General features: G+C 45.3%; 15 protein-coding genes. 4 read left to right on the forward strand and 11 right to left on the reverse strand.

Going from position 1 to position 13,828, the window contains the following annotated elements; translation table 11 throughout:
* Positions 1-13: 13 nt before the first annotated feature.
* The 5 genes from M1M80_RS17275 to sigO form a co-directional block, all read right to left on the reverse strand.
* Positions 14-892, reverse strand: coding sequence for an SMP-30/gluconolactonase/LRE family protein (locus M1M80_RS17275; protein WP_060399466.1), 879 nt, complete (start codon positions 890-892; stop codon positions 14-16).
* Positions 893-960: 68 nt separating this feature from the next.
* Entirely contained in the window at positions 961-2,703 is a 1,743-nt protein-coding gene (gene yvrG / locus M1M80_RS17280) for a two-component system sensor histidine kinase YvrG (RefSeq protein ID WP_060399467.1), read from the reverse strand.
* A complete protein-coding gene (gene yvrH, locus M1M80_RS17285) occupies positions 2,700-3,413 on the reverse strand; it encodes a two-component system response regulator YvrH (RefSeq protein WP_003243545.1) in 714 nt (237 codons plus the stop codon). Before yvrH ends, yvrG begins: the two co-directional genes overlap by 4 nt.
* 149 nt (positions 3,414-3,562) lie before the next feature.
* On the reverse strand, positions 3,563-3,799 hold the full coding sequence (rsoA, locus tag M1M80_RS17290; protein ID WP_019259445.1) for a sigma-O factor regulator RsoA: 237 nt from the start codon (positions 3,797-3,799) through the stop codon (positions 3,563-3,565).
* Positions 3,796-4,332: an RNA polymerase sigma factor SigO gene (gene sigO, locus M1M80_RS17295; RefSeq protein WP_080429119.1), complete on the reverse strand. Its 537-nt coding sequence runs from the start codon at positions 4,330-4,332 to the stop codon at positions 3,796-3,798. Before sigO ends, rsoA begins: the two co-directional genes overlap by 4 nt.
* Positions 4,333-4,533: 201 nt before the next feature.
* Between sigO and M1M80_RS17300 the strand changes: the two genes are divergently transcribed.
* From M1M80_RS17300 to M1M80_RS17310, 3 genes are all read left to right on the forward strand, one after another.
* The gene (locus M1M80_RS17300) at positions 4,534-4,689 is read left to right on the forward strand and encodes a YvrJ family protein (protein WP_003221632.1); all 156 of its coding nucleotides are present in this window, start codon (positions 4,534-4,536) and stop codon (positions 4,687-4,689) included.
* 119 nt (positions 4,690-4,808) lie between these two features.
* Positions 4,809-5,966 carry an oxalate decarboxylase gene (gene oxdC / locus M1M80_RS17305; RefSeq protein WP_060399469.1) on the forward strand — a complete coding sequence of 386 codons (1,158 nt, stop codon included), beginning with the start codon at positions 4,809-4,811 and terminating at the stop codon, positions 5,964-5,966.
* Between the two features lie 60 nt (positions 5,967-6,026).
* On the forward strand, positions 6,027-6,437 hold the full coding sequence (locus tag M1M80_RS17310) for a regulatory YrvL family protein (RefSeq protein WP_003240734.1): 411 nt from the start codon (positions 6,027-6,029) through the stop codon (positions 6,435-6,437).
* 32 nt (positions 6,438-6,469) lie between these two features.
* On the opposite strand, the gene M1M80_RS17315 is transcribed toward M1M80_RS17310, so the two are convergent.
* The 6 genes from M1M80_RS17315 to M1M80_RS17340 form a co-directional block, all read right to left on the reverse strand.
* The gene (locus M1M80_RS17315; RefSeq protein ID WP_060399470.1) at positions 6,470-7,699 is read right to left on the reverse strand and encodes an ABC transporter permease; all 1,230 of its coding nucleotides are present in this window, start codon (positions 7,697-7,699) and stop codon (positions 6,470-6,472) included.
* The gene (locus M1M80_RS17320; protein WP_019259450.1) at positions 7,692-8,381 is read right to left on the reverse strand and encodes an ABC transporter ATP-binding protein; all 690 of its coding nucleotides are present in this window, start codon (positions 8,379-8,381) and stop codon (positions 7,692-7,694) included. Before M1M80_RS17320 ends, M1M80_RS17315 begins: the two co-directional genes overlap by 8 nt.
* Complete coding sequence (locus M1M80_RS17325; RefSeq protein WP_060399471.1) at positions 8,365-9,558, reverse strand: efflux RND transporter periplasmic adaptor subunit; 1,194 nt, start codon at positions 9,556-9,558, stop codon at positions 8,365-8,367. The genes M1M80_RS17320 and M1M80_RS17325 overlap by 17 nt, the downstream gene beginning before the upstream one ends.
* Before the next feature lie 171 nt (positions 9,559-9,729).
* Positions 9,730-10,539, reverse strand: coding sequence for an ABC transporter ATP-binding protein (locus tag M1M80_RS17330; RefSeq protein WP_060399472.1), 810 nt, complete (start codon positions 10,537-10,539; stop codon positions 9,730-9,732).
* A 15-nt stretch (positions 10,540-10,554) separates the two neighbouring features.
* Positions 10,555-11,565 carry a FecCD family ABC transporter permease gene (locus M1M80_RS17335; protein ID WP_003240724.1) on the reverse strand — a complete coding sequence of 337 codons (1,011 nt, stop codon included), beginning with the start codon at positions 11,563-11,565 and terminating at the stop codon, positions 10,555-10,557.
* Positions 11,565-12,611, reverse strand: coding sequence for a FecCD family ABC transporter permease (locus tag M1M80_RS17340; protein WP_060399473.1), 1,047 nt, complete (start codon positions 12,609-12,611; stop codon positions 11,565-11,567). Before M1M80_RS17340 ends, M1M80_RS17335 begins: the two co-directional genes overlap by 1 nt.
* 203 nt (positions 12,612-12,814) lie before the next feature.
* Here M1M80_RS17340 and M1M80_RS17345 point away from each other — a divergent pair, with 203 nt between their 5' ends.
* On the forward strand, positions 12,815-13,762 hold the full coding sequence (locus tag M1M80_RS17345) for an iron-hydroxamate ABC transporter substrate-binding protein (protein WP_060399474.1): 948 nt from the start codon (positions 12,815-12,817) through the stop codon (positions 13,760-13,762).
* Positions 13,763-13,828 lie beyond the last annotated feature (66 nt).

A 13,828-nucleotide genomic window follows, 5' to 3' on the forward strand; every position in this document is an offset into this window, starting at 1 on the left:
CGGATGCGTTTTTTTATACGTCTCCAGCGAATGGAACCGGCTGGTATCCGCCTGTTTCCAGTTTTGCTGAAAACAATCCTCCCGCGTGAGGCTGCTCGTATCTTTCTGTTTCTGTCATTTGTTCCGTTGCCGTTGTAATGTAAAGGGTTTTTAAGTCCCTGCCGCCGAACGCGCAGCACGTGACATATTTGGCCGGCACGCTGATTGAATCGATTTCTTTTTTCTGAAACGGATCAATGTGAACAACGCGGCTGCCGCCAAACAGCGCCACCCACAGCATGCCATTTTGGTCGATTGTCATGCCGTCCGGCAATCCGTCTGATTGATCAAAACGATAGACGGGTTCTGGATTTGAGACATCTCCGCTTTCGGGATCATAGCTGTAACGCACAATCTCCTGCGTCGGCGTGTCGATGTAATACATCAAATTCCGCTCGCGATCCCAATCCAAACCGTTTGAGGTAGAGACTTGATCTTTGATTTTGGCAAGACTGCCATCTAGGTCCAAACGGTACAGCGAGGCCTGTTTTTGTTCGCCTTCCATGCTCGTCGTCCCCGCCCAAAGCCGTCCGTACGGGTCACATTTAGCGTCATTAAAACGCAGGCTCTCATGCATGTCCTTCGGCTGTTTGATTTTTTCCAGGCTGTCATCCTGAAGATGATACAGGTAAAACCCGTCCTTCATCGTCATAATCAGTTCATCCTTTGCGTATTTCGCAAGTGCCGTCACAAAGGATTTAAATTTGATCGACCGGTTGATTTTTTCTTCAGGGTCGAAGATGTGGAGCTCGCTCCCTAAGATATCAACCCAATATAAGCGGCCGTTTTCTTCATCCCATAACGGGCCTTCACCAATGACTGCCCTAGTGTCTGCTTCCAATACTGCATCCATGTGCTACACCTCTTTAGCTTCAGTCTACATATTGTTATTCCCGGCAAAAAGGTGTCCAAACCACATGTTTATTGTTTTTTAAAAAGGATGGTAATAACCGATCCAATGTTTATTCTGCTGTTCACATGAATCGTCCCGTTATGCAGATGGACAAGCTCCTTGGCAATCGCAAGCCCGAGGCCCGTTCCGGCAGCAGGATCTTTTGTGTTCGTCCCTCTGTAGTAACGGTTAAACAAATTGGTGATCGTTTCTTCATCCATTCCCTTCCCATTATCCTTTACCTTCAAAGAAATATGATTTTTTGCTTGTTCCAGAATGACCTGAATCTCCGTTCCTTTGTCGTTGTGCTTCACGGCATTCCCAAGCAGGTTTTCTAATATGCGCCTGAACCACGCTTCATCAAGCGCAAATTCAATATGCTCTTCTTTGGATACAAAGGAGATATCATACCCTTCAGAAAATGGATTTTTCTTAAAATCCTCAATGACATTTTTAAAAAACGGGATAAGACTTGTGAGCTTTCTCTCAATTGGAAGAGCATCATTTTTCAGCCGATACGTTAAATTTAAGTCTTCAATCAGCTTGGACATGTACTCAGATTTTTCTCTGACAACCTGTCCCATTTCTTTCACTTCTTCCGGCGACCAATCATACTGCTTCGACTCGAGCATCATGCTGTAGCCGTAAATGCTGCTAAGCGGTGTTTTTAAGTCATGCGACAAACCGGCAATCCATTCTTCCCTTGTCGCCTGGATTTTTTCTCTGTTTCTTTTATCCCGCCTCAGCGTTTCAGTCAGCTGATCCATTGATTCAAAAATCTCACCGAAGAAGCGGTACGGCTGTTTGATTTTCCCCTTTTTGTTTTTGCTGATAGGACGGCCTTTCCGGTTTTTCGGTTCCTCGAGTTTCCCTTTAGATAGATTAACCAGCCATTTAATCGTGTGAAAAATCGGCAGCCCGAATCGGAACATATACCAAACAGTCATCCAAATGATATACAGGAACAGAACACCCATAATCAGGAACATCGCCTTTAGCACAACCTTCAGAAATGATTTGTTAAACTCCTGATCGGTTACATAGACAGGGTTCGGCACCGTAGCGACCATCCATCTGTCTTTATTGAGGATCTTAACGGAAATTTCCCGTTTATAGTTCCAAGGTTTAGAGCTGTATTTGAGCAGCTCCAGCTGGTTCATCGTTTTTCTTTCACTTTTTGTGCTGTTGATACTGTCGAGAATGTTTCCATTGCTGTCTAATAGGTAAATGGCACCTTTTTCCCGCTTAATATAGTCGATGGTACTGGACTTATAATGTACTAGAGAATCTATCTTTTGTTCGCGCTCTTCAACGGAAGTCAGCAGCTGTTCGCTCTTTGATTTCCAGCCGGACAATAGAAGATACGACTTATCTTCAATATTGATGGCCCAGTAATTCAGCTTATAGTTATGAAGCTTTTTGGTTTTATAAATAGACAAAAGCTCTTTCTTGGTATAGGTGCCGGGCACGTCTTTCGGCACGCTGTACGAATAAGCGGTTTTCCCTTTCGAATCAATGATTTGCATCCAGCCATGCTGTTTATCGACAGATTTCTTCAGAAAATTATCCACTTCCCATGACCCATCTTCGTTTACATCGAGATATGCTTCAAGTGTGTCAGTTGTTGCCTTTGTCAGCCCTGAATTGGATTCCGCATCGCTAAACCGAGCGTCTAAATAGAAAAACGAAGCAACAAGCATAACCGTAAGCAGCAGGATTACAATCAGCATCTGCCCGAAAAAGTGAAACAGAAACTTCCATCTTAACCTCATGACCGCTTGCCTTCAGGATTTGGGATAAAACGATAGCCGAGACCGCGAACGGTGACGATATACTCCGGATTGCTCGGATCGCGCTCAATTTTTTCCCGAAGCTTGCGGATATGAACCATAACGGTGTTATTGTCGCCATAGGAAGGATAGCCCCAAACTTTTTCATAAATTTGATCTTTGGAAAGCACCACATTAGGATGTTCACAAAAATACTGCAATAGCTGCAAAAGCTGAGCTGAACAAGCGACAGCTTCCCCGCCTACGATCAGCTCGGCATTTTGCGGAGAAAATGTAAAATAATCATATGTATAGGTTTGATTTGAGCTCGTTTCTTTCGACTGATATGTGCGCTTGAGGTGCGCTCTGATCCGCGCTGCTAATTCCAGCGGATTAAATGGTTTTGTGATATAGTCATCAGCCCCAACCGCAAAGCCCGACAATTTGTCCGCGTCGGATGATCTTGCCGTCAGGAAAAAAATCGGAGCGTCTGAATACTCTCTGATCAGCGTGCAGGCTTCAAAACCGGACATTCCGCCCATCATGACATCCAGCACGATCAAATCAACCTTATTGGCCTTCACAACCGGAATTGCTTCTTCTGCGCTTGCCGCATCCAGTATATTTCGATAACCTTCTTTTTCGAGAACGCGTTTGATCATGTCCACAATCGCTTTCTCATCGTCTACGATTAAAATTGACGCATTTTCCACTTTTATGTTCCTTTCTGTCACTGTTTTTTTCATCTTATCATTATATCGTTTATTTTTGGTACATTTTTGAATAGGGAAAGTCTGCCGGGCATGACAAACAGAAAACGGGAACATGGAAGTTCCCGCTTTTTCGTATTTTCAGATGAAAGTTATGAGTTCTCGTCCACCATATACAAAATAAACTCCCAAAACCCCGGAACGTCCTGGCACAAAAGCATATCAGCCTTTTCAAACATTTTGATCTTCAGCTCCTGCTCCAAATCTTCTCTTTCTTGGTAGGACGTATTGCTGAGTTTTTTTCTGATCATCGGCGAAAAGCATGCAATCAGATGTTCAATGTCATACATGTCGTCTTTTTGTTTCTTTTGTTCAAACTGGCCGTTCACAGCTTACTTTCCCCCTTTTTTTGCGCCGCTAGCTGCTTTCTGATATTCTCAAGCCCCTTTTTATGAATGTTGGAGATGTTTTGCCGTGACTCTCCTAATGACTCCGCAATCTCCTGCATCGTGGCACCGTGAAGATAGACTTTCGTCAGCACGCTTTTTTGTTTGTCAGTCAGCTTCTGGATCGCTTGATAGAGCTGATAATCCTGGACATGCTGGCTCAAATCATCCTGCCGGTCTAAAAATGCTTCAAACGCATCACTTCCGGTTTCGGAAGGAAGGCGTTCTCCTGCTTCCGGGTGATCAACCGTCAGCGGATACCGTTTTTGGTTTTTGCGAACCCGCTTATCAAAATCAATAGAAAAGATGCGAATCATTGAATTCATATACTTGACGATGCGGATCTCCTTATAAAATTGCCTGAATTGCTCGTCCAATGATTTTGCATCTTTTTCGTTCGGGCTTTCCATTATGTTTTTGAACAAACGGTAATGCTGAGGATTGCTCAAAAAATGCTTCACGATGGGATGCTTCATTATCTCCTTACATTTTGACCGCAAAAGACCTTGATAGTCCATCAAACCGCCTCCCTACTAAATTAAATGAAGGAAAGCAAAAAAAAGTAAACTACTACTTTCTGACTAGCGCTTGTGCAAATGCTCCGGCTGCAGTTTACGTTTTCTTGGATTTCCTTCACTTACATACATGACTGCCAAAAAAGAAGGGAGGTATTTTCCATGGATCAGGTTTTTATAGAGGAAGTCGTAAAACAGATCGGTAATCTGGGGTTTCCTGCGCTGATTGCAATGTACCTGCTGACCCGATTTGAGAAAAAGTTTGATCAGCTGATAGAACTGATGACAGAGCTGAAAGACCAGAAAGCAAAAAATTAATTTTCAATCGAAGTTGACTTTTTACTGTTTTTTTTCACTTAACAAGACAGAAGGGAAAACGAAAGGCCTTTCACCTTCTCTTTCTGCTTAACATTTATTTTTAAGGAGGAGACAGTTACATGAAAAAACAAAACGACATTCCGCAGCCAATCAGAGGAGACAAAGGAGCCACGGTGAAAATCCCGCGCAATATTGAAAGAGACCGGCAAAATCCTGATATGCTCGTTCCGCCGGAAACCGATCATGGAACCGTCAGCAATATGAAATTTTCGTTCTCTGATACTCATAACCGGTTAGAAAAAGGCGGATATGCCCGTGAAGTCACCGTACGGGAGCTGCCGATTTCAGAGAACCTTGCATCTGTAAATATGCGGCTGAAGCCAGGTGCCATTCGCGAGCTGCATTGGCATAAAGAAGCAGAATGGGCTTATATGATTTACGGAAGTGCTAGAGTCACAATTGTGGATGAAAAAGGGCGCAGCTTTATTGATGATGTAGGTGAAGGAGATCTTTGGTACTTCCCGTCAGGCCTGCCGCACTCCATTCAAGCGCTGGATGAAGGAGCCGAGTTCCTGCTCGTGTTTGACGATGGATCATTCTCTGAAAACAGCACGTTCCAGCTGACAGACTGGCTTGCCCACACCCCTAAAGAAGTCATTGCTGCGAACTTTGGCGTGACAAAAGAAGAAATCGCCAATCTGCCGGGTAAAGAAAAATATATATTTGAAAACCAAATCCCAGGCAGCTTAAAAGATGACATTGTGGAAGGGCCGAACGGCGAAGTGCCTTACCCGTTTACTTACCGCCTTCTTGAACAGGAGCCGATTGAATCAGAGGGAGGAAAAGTATACATTGCGGATTCGACAAACTTTACAGTGTCTAAAACAATCGCATCTGCCCTCGTGACGGTAGAACCAGGCGCCATGAGAGAGCTGCATTGGCATCCGAATACTCACGAATGGCAATATTATATCTCCGGCAAAGCAAGAATGACCGTTTTTGCATCTGACGGCCATGCCAGAACGTTTAACTACCAGGCCGGTGATGTCGGATATGTCCCATTTGCAATGGGTCATTACGTTGAAAACATCGGGGATGAACCGCTTGTCTTTTTAGAAATCTTCAAAGACGACCATTATGCCGATGTCTCTTTAAACCAATGGCTTGCCATGCTTCCTGAAAAATTTGTTCAAGCACATCTTGACTTAGGCAAAGACTTTACCGATGTCCTTTCGAAGGAGAAACATCCGGTTGTGAAAAAGAAATGCAGTAAATAATAGACTTGCAGCTTGCAGAGAGCACTCGTTCTCTGCAAGCACTAAAAAGGAGCTGAACCAGTGAAACAACAAACTTCTTCAAAACGTTTATTGCGGCTCTCCATACAGTACATGCTGGCCGCAGCAGCAGTGGTGTTGACTTATTTCGGAATCATTTTTACTTTGTTTTCTTTAGCGGGAACGAGCTACCGCTCAGCAGCTCATGTCCTGCTTTTTGCCGTGTTATTCCTTGTCCTCGGGTTATGCTTTGAACCATTTGAACGCCTGATGATACATAGTTTTACATTTTTTAAGACAGGAAAACGCCTATTCATTCTCCTTGCCGGCATCGTACAGCTGCTGTTTTTGTGGATGACTGCTCATACAACAGACCAATTGATCAGCGACATCTGGCTGTCCACCACAGAAGAAATGATTGTCGCATCTGTTTTTCTGATTTTAGACAAATGCAACTCGGCTCTTCCCAGCTAAAAAAGAACGCATTCCAATTGAATGCGTTCTTTTTATTCATAGCGAAGCGCGTCTACAGGCTGAAGCTTCGATGCCTTGATAGACGGAAGCAAGCCGAAAATAATGCCGACTGCCATTGAAAAGATGAGTGCTCCGACAACAGCCGGAACGGAGACAATAAAAGGCATTGGAAAAATGACTGTCAGCAGCTTAGCGATGCCGAAGCCTGCCAGCACACCGAGTATTCCGCCAATGCTTGTCAGCACGACAGCCTCGGTTAAAAATTGAAATAAAATCACACGCCGCTTAGCACCGAGCGCTTTCTTAATCCCGATTTCCCTCGTGCGCTCCGTGACGGAAACGAGCATGATGTTCATGACGCCGATACCGCCGACCAAAAGTGAAATACTGGCGATCCCGCCAAGCAGCAATGCAAATGACTGATTAAAGGACTCCACTTCCTGCGCGATCTCCTGAAGATCCATCACACTGTACTCTGCTTTTTCCAGCTCAGCTTCAGACAGTCCTTGATTTAAAAGATCCGCAGCCATTACGCCGGCTTCTTGGATATGCTCAGAAGAATCGGCCTGCACGGCAATCTGCGTTGGCGCGTCAAAGCCTTCAATGAGCGGCCATACTTTTTTCGGCACGTACAAAACCGGGTTTGCGTAGTCGCCTTCAAACATGCTTTCCTGCTGATTTTTTTCTTTAAAAACACCGGCAACCTTAAACGGCACACCATTCATCTCAATGTTTTTATGCAGAGCGTCTCCGTCTGGAAACAGTTCATCTCTGGCAGCTTCATTGATCATCACCACTTGGCGGGTGCTGTTTAAATCGTTTTCCGTCAGCTTTCTCCCCTCGGTTATACGGATTGGGAACATATCAAAGTAATCACCGTCAACACCGTACACTTGAGGGTACGAAACATTTGTTAAATGAAAAACGCTCGCGCCTTCAGACAAGTAATATAAAGATAATCCTTTGACCATAGGATCAGATTTGATCGCCTTTACTGTTTCTTCAGCTACAGGCGGCGCGGACGTATACGAAACCTGAGGGCCGCCGCCCTCCTCTTCTCCGCCCGACGGCTGGTAGACAACATTGATCGCGTTATTTCCCATGCCGATCATGCTTTGCTTTAATTGTTCGCTTTGGCCCTTCAGCATCGAAACAATCGCGATGATTGCCGCTATGCCGATAATGACACCGAGCATTGTCAGAATCGATCTTAATTTATGAGAGAAAATTGATTGAAAGGAGATTCGAATATGTTCAAGCATGGCTGATATCCCCTCTCTCATCTAATACCAATTCTCCATCCCGGATAAAAACCGTTCTGTCAGCTTTTCTGGCGACGTCCGGGTCGTGGGTAATCATAATAATGGTCTTGCCTTCCTGATGCAGTTCGGAAAACAGCGATAAAATTTGTTCACTTGATTTGGTATCAAGCGCCCCGGTCGGTTCATCAGCTAAAATAAACCTCGGCTGATTGACAAGGGCCCTCGCTATCGCCACCCGCTGCTTTTGCCCGCCGGACAGCTTCGGCGGCTTGTAAGAGACCCTGTCTTTTAAACCGACTTTTTCCAGGGCTTCATAAGCTCTTTGCCTTCTCTCTTTTTTCTTCACTTTATTGTAGATCATCGGCAGCTCAACATTTTGCAGCGCGGTAAGACGCGGCAGCAGATGAAAGGTTTGAAACACAAACCCGATTGATTCGTTGCGAATTTCGGCTAAGGCACCGTCTTTCCCTTTCAATATATCTATCTGGTCAAGCGTATAGGTTCCGGAGGTAGGCCTGTCCAAACAGCCGATGATATTCATTAACGTTGACTTTCCAGAACCGGAAGGCCCCATAATAGCCAAAAACTCACCCGCCTGGACAGTCAGATTGATATGTTTCAAGATTGGAACTTCTTCTTTTCCCAGCTTGTACGATTTCGAAATATTATTCAGTGTCAGCATTGACTGTAACCTGCTTTCCTTCCTTGACCGCGGGATCAGGATAGATCACATAATCTTCCGGCGTCAGGCCGCTCTTAATTTCTACCATGTCATTTTCATCAGTCTCACCGATTTCAACAGGCTGTTTGACCGCTTTCTGCTTCTCATCGGCTTTCCACACATACGGTTCGCCGTCATCCTGAATCACCATGTCGGTCGGCAGCTTGATCTTGTCCGCATCAGCATCATCACTCATCACTTCGATGTTGACATGATAGCCGACTTCAAGGCCCTTATGGCTGTCTAATAAAATTGTGAACGGATAGTTAGAGGATTGAGGATTCATTTCTTCTTCAGCAAAACTTTCTGACTCCTCCCCCTCGCCTGCTCCCGCCGGAAGCTTGCCGATCGAGGTGACCTTTCCTTTCCACTCGCCTTCACCGCCTGTTTTCAGCGTGACTCTGACTTTGCTGCCTTTTTTGATTGTGTCCATTAACAGCTCGTTGATTTGGCTTTTGACTAGATATTTGCCCGTCGAAACAATCTGGATATACGGACCTGCTGCCTGGTCACCTGTTGCTCCGTCAGCGATATCCTGATTGACGCTTTGAACGATCCCGTCATGCTTGCTTGTCATGACATTGGAACCTTTGTTTTTCGTCAGGGCAGCCAGCTCTTTTTGATGCTGCTTCAGCTCAAGCTGGCTTGTTTTCAAATCGAAATTGGCCTGATCAAGCTCATCTTGAAGCTGTGATTTCTCTTCTTTTCCGGCCTTTTTCAGCTGTTTTTCCGTTTCCGTTATTGATTTTTGCAAACGGCTGATTTGAAGGTTTGTCATTTCAATTTGCAAATTGGCTTGCTCAACTTCGTCAGAATGATCTTCGCCCTCATACTCAAAAAGCTTATCGCCCTTTTTGACCTGATCGCCTTCTTTGACGTATGTTTTTTTAATGCTGCCTTTCTCTGAATCTATGTATACTTTCTGCTGTTTCTCAGGTTCAACCTTTCCAGAAAACGTTTGGCCTGATTCTGATTCTCCTCCCATGTATACCGCTACTGATTCAGCATAGGGCTCCGTTGATACGGCAACTTGGTTCATGTGAGTAAAAAAGTAAAAACCGCCGGCGCCGATCCCCGCCAATACAAGCACACCGGCACATATCGCACCGCCAATAAGCCATTTTTTCTTTTTGGACACAACGATCTCCTCTTTCTGTAAACAATGTAATATTTTCGAAACATTCTAACCAATATTATCTATTAATTCAAAAAGACTTGCAATCTTTTTATTGAAATGAGGGAATCAAATAGAAAAATGGTATTTTCACAGCTGAAAATAAAAAATCCCGGCTCAGAACCGGGATTTTTCTCACACTGAAAGAAGCGTTTTTTCGTTTTTAATCAGGTCATAGGTCAAGCATACAGGTTTATTTGTACGGGGATCAGTCACGATTTCAGCATCAATCTGAAATACCCGCTTCAAAATGTCCGGAGTCATGACCTCCAGTGCAGTGCCTTCTTTGATGACCGTGCCTTTTTTGAGCGCGATCATATAATGAGAAAAACGGGCTGCATGGTTAAGATCATGAATGACCATTAAAATCGTCCGCCCCTGCTCTTTGTTGAGTCTGTCTAGCAGCTGCAGAATCTCAAGCTGGTGTGCGAGATCAAGATACGTTGTAGGTTCATCCAGCAGCAGCAGTTCCGTCCCTTGCGCAAGCGCCATGGCAATCCACACGCGCTGACGCTGTCCGCCTGACAATGCCTCAATCGGCCGTTCAGCGAATTCAGCCATGCCTGTTTCTTCAAGCGCCCATTTGATAATTTGGCGAGCTTCATCATTTAATCTGCCAAATCCTGATTGATGCGGAAATCTGCCGTACGACACCAATTCATACACCGTTAAACCGCTCGGCGCTTCAGGTGTCTGCGGCAGAATCGCCATATCTTTCGCAATGTCCTTTGTAGACATTTTATGAATCGCTTTGCCGTTTAAATAGACGGCACCTGCATGTGAACGCATAATTCTGGACATTGTTTTTAATATCGTTGATTTCCCGCAGCCGTTCGGGCCAATTAAGGTGGTAATTTTCCCTTTAGGAATCGAGATATTTAAATCCTCTACTATTACCCTGTCTCCATAACCGATTCCAAGCTGATCTGTTGATAATGAATTCATATTCGGCCCCCTCCTCTAATTCGCTTTCATCAATAAATAAATAAAGTAAGGCGCACCTAACACGGAAATGACAAGTCCGACCGGAATTTCTGACGGTGCCAATACATTTCTCGCCAGCGTATCAGCGAGCAAAAACAGAAATGCGCCGATGAAGGCGGAGACCGGTATCAGCGTCTGGTGACGGGGACCGGTAAGCCTTCTTGCCACATGGGGCGCGATCAATCCGAGAAACGCGATGCCCCCTGCAGCTGCCACGCATGAAGCGGCAAGAGTGACCGCTGCCAGAAGGAGAATCCGTCTTTCCCTTTCAACAGCAGTGCCCAGCCCGGTCGCTAATTGGTCTCCGAGCTGCAAAATGTTCAAATAGCGTGCCTTATATAAAGTAAACGGAAGCAAGATCACAATCCAAGGAAGGATTGCCCAGATCATATTCCAGTTCGCCCCCCATATCGAGCCGGAGATCCAAACCGCTGCTTGCATAAAATCATGAGGGTCCATCTTGAGCTGAAAAATCAGCAACAGGGCGTTAAATCCGGCATTCACGCCAATGCCGACTAAAATCAGCCGAATCGGAGTCACACCTTTTTTCCAAGCCAGAAGATAAATGAGAAACGCGGCGAGGATTGCGCCTGCCAAAGCACTGAAAGGCAGCATAAATGTTCCGAAAAAGCTGAGATCTGAAGCTGATCCTTGAAAAAAGTAAATAAAAAGCACCACAGCAAGTGAGCCGCCGGCGTTAATTCCGAGAATACCGGGCTCTGCCAGATCATTTTGAGACACGCTTTGCAAAATGGCTCCGGCAACAGCTATCCCAGCACCAACGAGCAAGGAAAGGATGATCCGGGGCAGCCTGAATTCAAATAAGACAAGCTCGTCACGCGCCGTTCCTTGACCGAAAAAGACCTGAAGCGTTTTAAGCGGTGCAATTTTGATGACGCCCAAATTCAGACTGATAAAAAAGACCAGCACGATGAGCAGAAAGGTCACAGCCATCACAACGAGCGGTTTTTTCGTTTTTGTTTTCATTACAGCCCTCTCCTTTCACGACGTGCCAAATAAAAGAAAAAGGGAACGCCGATGAGAGAGGTCAGCGCGCCGACAGGCGTTTCAAAGGGCGCGTTTACGAGTCTTGCTGCAATATCAGCAAACACAAGCAAGACAGCACCAAGAACCGCCGAGCAAGGAATGATCCACCGATAATCCACACCGACCAAAAACCGGGTAATATGCGGAATGATCAGCCCGATGAATGCGATGGTGCCGGCAATAGAAACTGCAGCTCCCGTCAAAATCACAACGACAAGCATGCCAACCAGTTTCACCGCTGATGTATATTGTCCAAGCCCTTTCGCCAGATCGTCACCAAGACTTAGTACTGTCACGGACCGGGCGATGATAAACGCAAGCGTTAAACCGACAGCCCCTGCGATAAGCAAAAGCTGGACACCTGACCATTTCACACCCGCTACTCCGCCTGCATACCAAAAGCTGATATCCTGAGCAACATCAAAGCGAATTGCGATAGCAGTTGAAATGCCCGTAAAGAAATAAGTAACTGCTGTTCCCGCCAGAGCAAGCTTTACAGGCGTAAGTCCGCCTTTTGAAAACATGCCGATGCCCATTACCGTTGATGCCCCCAGCCCCGCTCCGACAAAGGACCATAGCACAAGCCCCATAGCCGAAAGTCCGGGAAAAAAGGCAAACGCAATCGAAATGGCAAACGCAGAGCCCGATGTAACGCCCATAATCGAAGGCTCTGCCAAAGGGTTTCTCGTCATCCCCTGCATGATCGCCCCTGATACCGCTAATAAAGCCCCGACAAGCGCGGCCGCAGCCGTTCTCGGCAGCCGGAGATCGTGTATGATTTGGTGGGACGTCTCTGTCGGCTGAAAATGAAAAATGGCGTCCCACACAGTGCGCAAATGAATATCCGCAGCACCGAGGGATATGGATAAAAGTGCGCCAAGGCATAGCAAGCATATCCCTGCAATAAGGACCATGACTGCGCCAAATGACCTTGACGTCCATTGGATTTCTTCTGATGTGGTCTGTATATTTTTCTTTTGACTCAACAGCCGTACTTCCTTTCATCAATGATAATGATTATCAATTGCTGTTCCAGTATATCACTTTTTTCCGCTGATTTAATAGAGCGTTTTAAATAAAAATGAGAATATATTTGCAAAAATATCGTGCCAACCGGCACTTGCGATGGTATAATCACATTGATAATGATTCTCTTTATCATCTATCTTTCAGAAAGAAGGTATGAGATATGACCCATACATACAAGAAAATCGGAGCAGCGTTTTTTGCCCTCCTATTGATTGCAGCGCTGGCAGCCTGCGGGAATAACTCAGAAAGCAAAGGCTCTTCCTCTGATTCAAAAGACGAAGAAACCTTTACATACAAGGCTGAAAACGGAAATGTAAAAATTCCTAAACACCCTAAACGAGTGGTTGTCATGGCTGACGGCTACTACGGATACTTCAAAACACTGGGCATCAACGTCGTCGGTGCGCCTGAGAATGTATTTAAAAACCCTTACTACAAAGGAAAAACCGACGGTGTCACAAACATCGGAGACGGCACTTCCGTTGAAAAAGTCATTGATTTGAACCCTGACCTGATTATCGTCTGGACAACGCAAGGCGCTGATATGAAAAAGCTTGAAAAAATTGCGCCGACTGTCGCGGTAAAATATGGTAAGCTCGACAACATCGAACAGCTGAAAGAATTTGCAAAAATGACGGGAACTGAAGATAAAGCCGAAAATTGGCTGGCTGAGTGGGATAAAAAAGTTGCGGCAGCTAAAACAAAAATCAAAAAAGCCGTCGGTGACAAAACCATTTCCATTATGCAAACGAACGGAAAAGACATTTACGTATTCGGTAAAGATTTCGGAAGAGGCGGAAGCATCATTTACAAAGATCTCGGCCTGCAGGCTACAAAGCTGACAAAGGAAAAAGCCATTGACCAGGGCCCTGGATATACAAGTATTTCATTAGAGAAGCTCCCTGACTTCGCCGGGGATTATATTTTCGCAGGCCCATGGCAATCAGGCGGGGACGATGGCGGCGTATTTGACAGCTCCATTTGGAAGAACCTAAGCGCCGTTAAAAATGACCATGTCTATAAGATTGACCCGATTGGCTTCTATTTCACAGACCCGATTTCATTGGAGGGCCAGCTGAAGTTTATTACGGAAAGCTTAACAAAATAAATAAAAGAGCCGCCCTAGATACGGCTCTTTTGCTTATTATCAAAAAAGAATGGGACGATTTATTTA

This window comes from Bacillus inaquosorum (assembly GCF_023238325.1).
Classification (GTDB): domain Bacteria; phylum Bacillota; class Bacilli; order Bacillales; family Bacillaceae; genus Bacillus; species Bacillus inaquosorum.

Bases quoted from the DNA above. Each gene is read 5' to 3' on its own strand.
- M1M80_RS17300 (WP_003221632.1), top strand. From the start codon at position 4,534: ATGGATCAGGTTTTTATAGAGGAAGTCGTAAAACAGATCGGTAATCTG.
- yvrG (WP_060399467.1), bottom strand. From the start codon at position 2,703: ATGAGGTTAAGATGGAAGTTTCTGTTTCACTTTTTCGGGCAGATGCTG.
- M1M80_RS17315 (WP_060399470.1), bottom strand. From the start codon at position 7,699: ATGCTTGAACATATTCGAATCTCCTTTCAATCAATTTTCTCTCATAAA.
- oxdC (WP_060399469.1), top strand. From the start codon at position 4,809: ATGAAAAAACAAAACGACATTCCGCAGCCAATCAGAGGAGACAAAGGA.
- sigO (WP_080429119.1), bottom strand. From the start codon at position 4,332: ATGAAGCATCCCATCGTGAAGCATTTTTTGAGCAATCCTCAGCATTAC.
- M1M80_RS17345 (WP_060399474.1), top strand. From the start codon at position 12,815: ATGACCCATACATACAAGAAAATCGGAGCAGCGTTTTTTGCCCTCCTA.
- M1M80_RS17335 (WP_003240724.1), bottom strand. From the start codon at position 11,565: ATGAAAACAAAAACGAAAAAACCGCTCGTTGTGATGGCTGTGACCTTT.
- M1M80_RS17320 (WP_019259450.1), bottom strand. From the start codon at position 8,381: ATGCTGACACTGAATAATATTTCGAAATCGTACAAGCTGGGAAAAGAA.
- M1M80_RS17275 (WP_060399466.1), bottom strand. From the start codon at position 892: ATGGATGCAGTATTGGAAGCAGACACTAGGGCAGTCATTGGTGAAGGC.
- M1M80_RS17330 (WP_060399472.1), bottom strand. From the start codon at position 10,539: ATGAATTCATTATCAACAGATCAGCTTGGAATCGGTTATGGAGACAGG.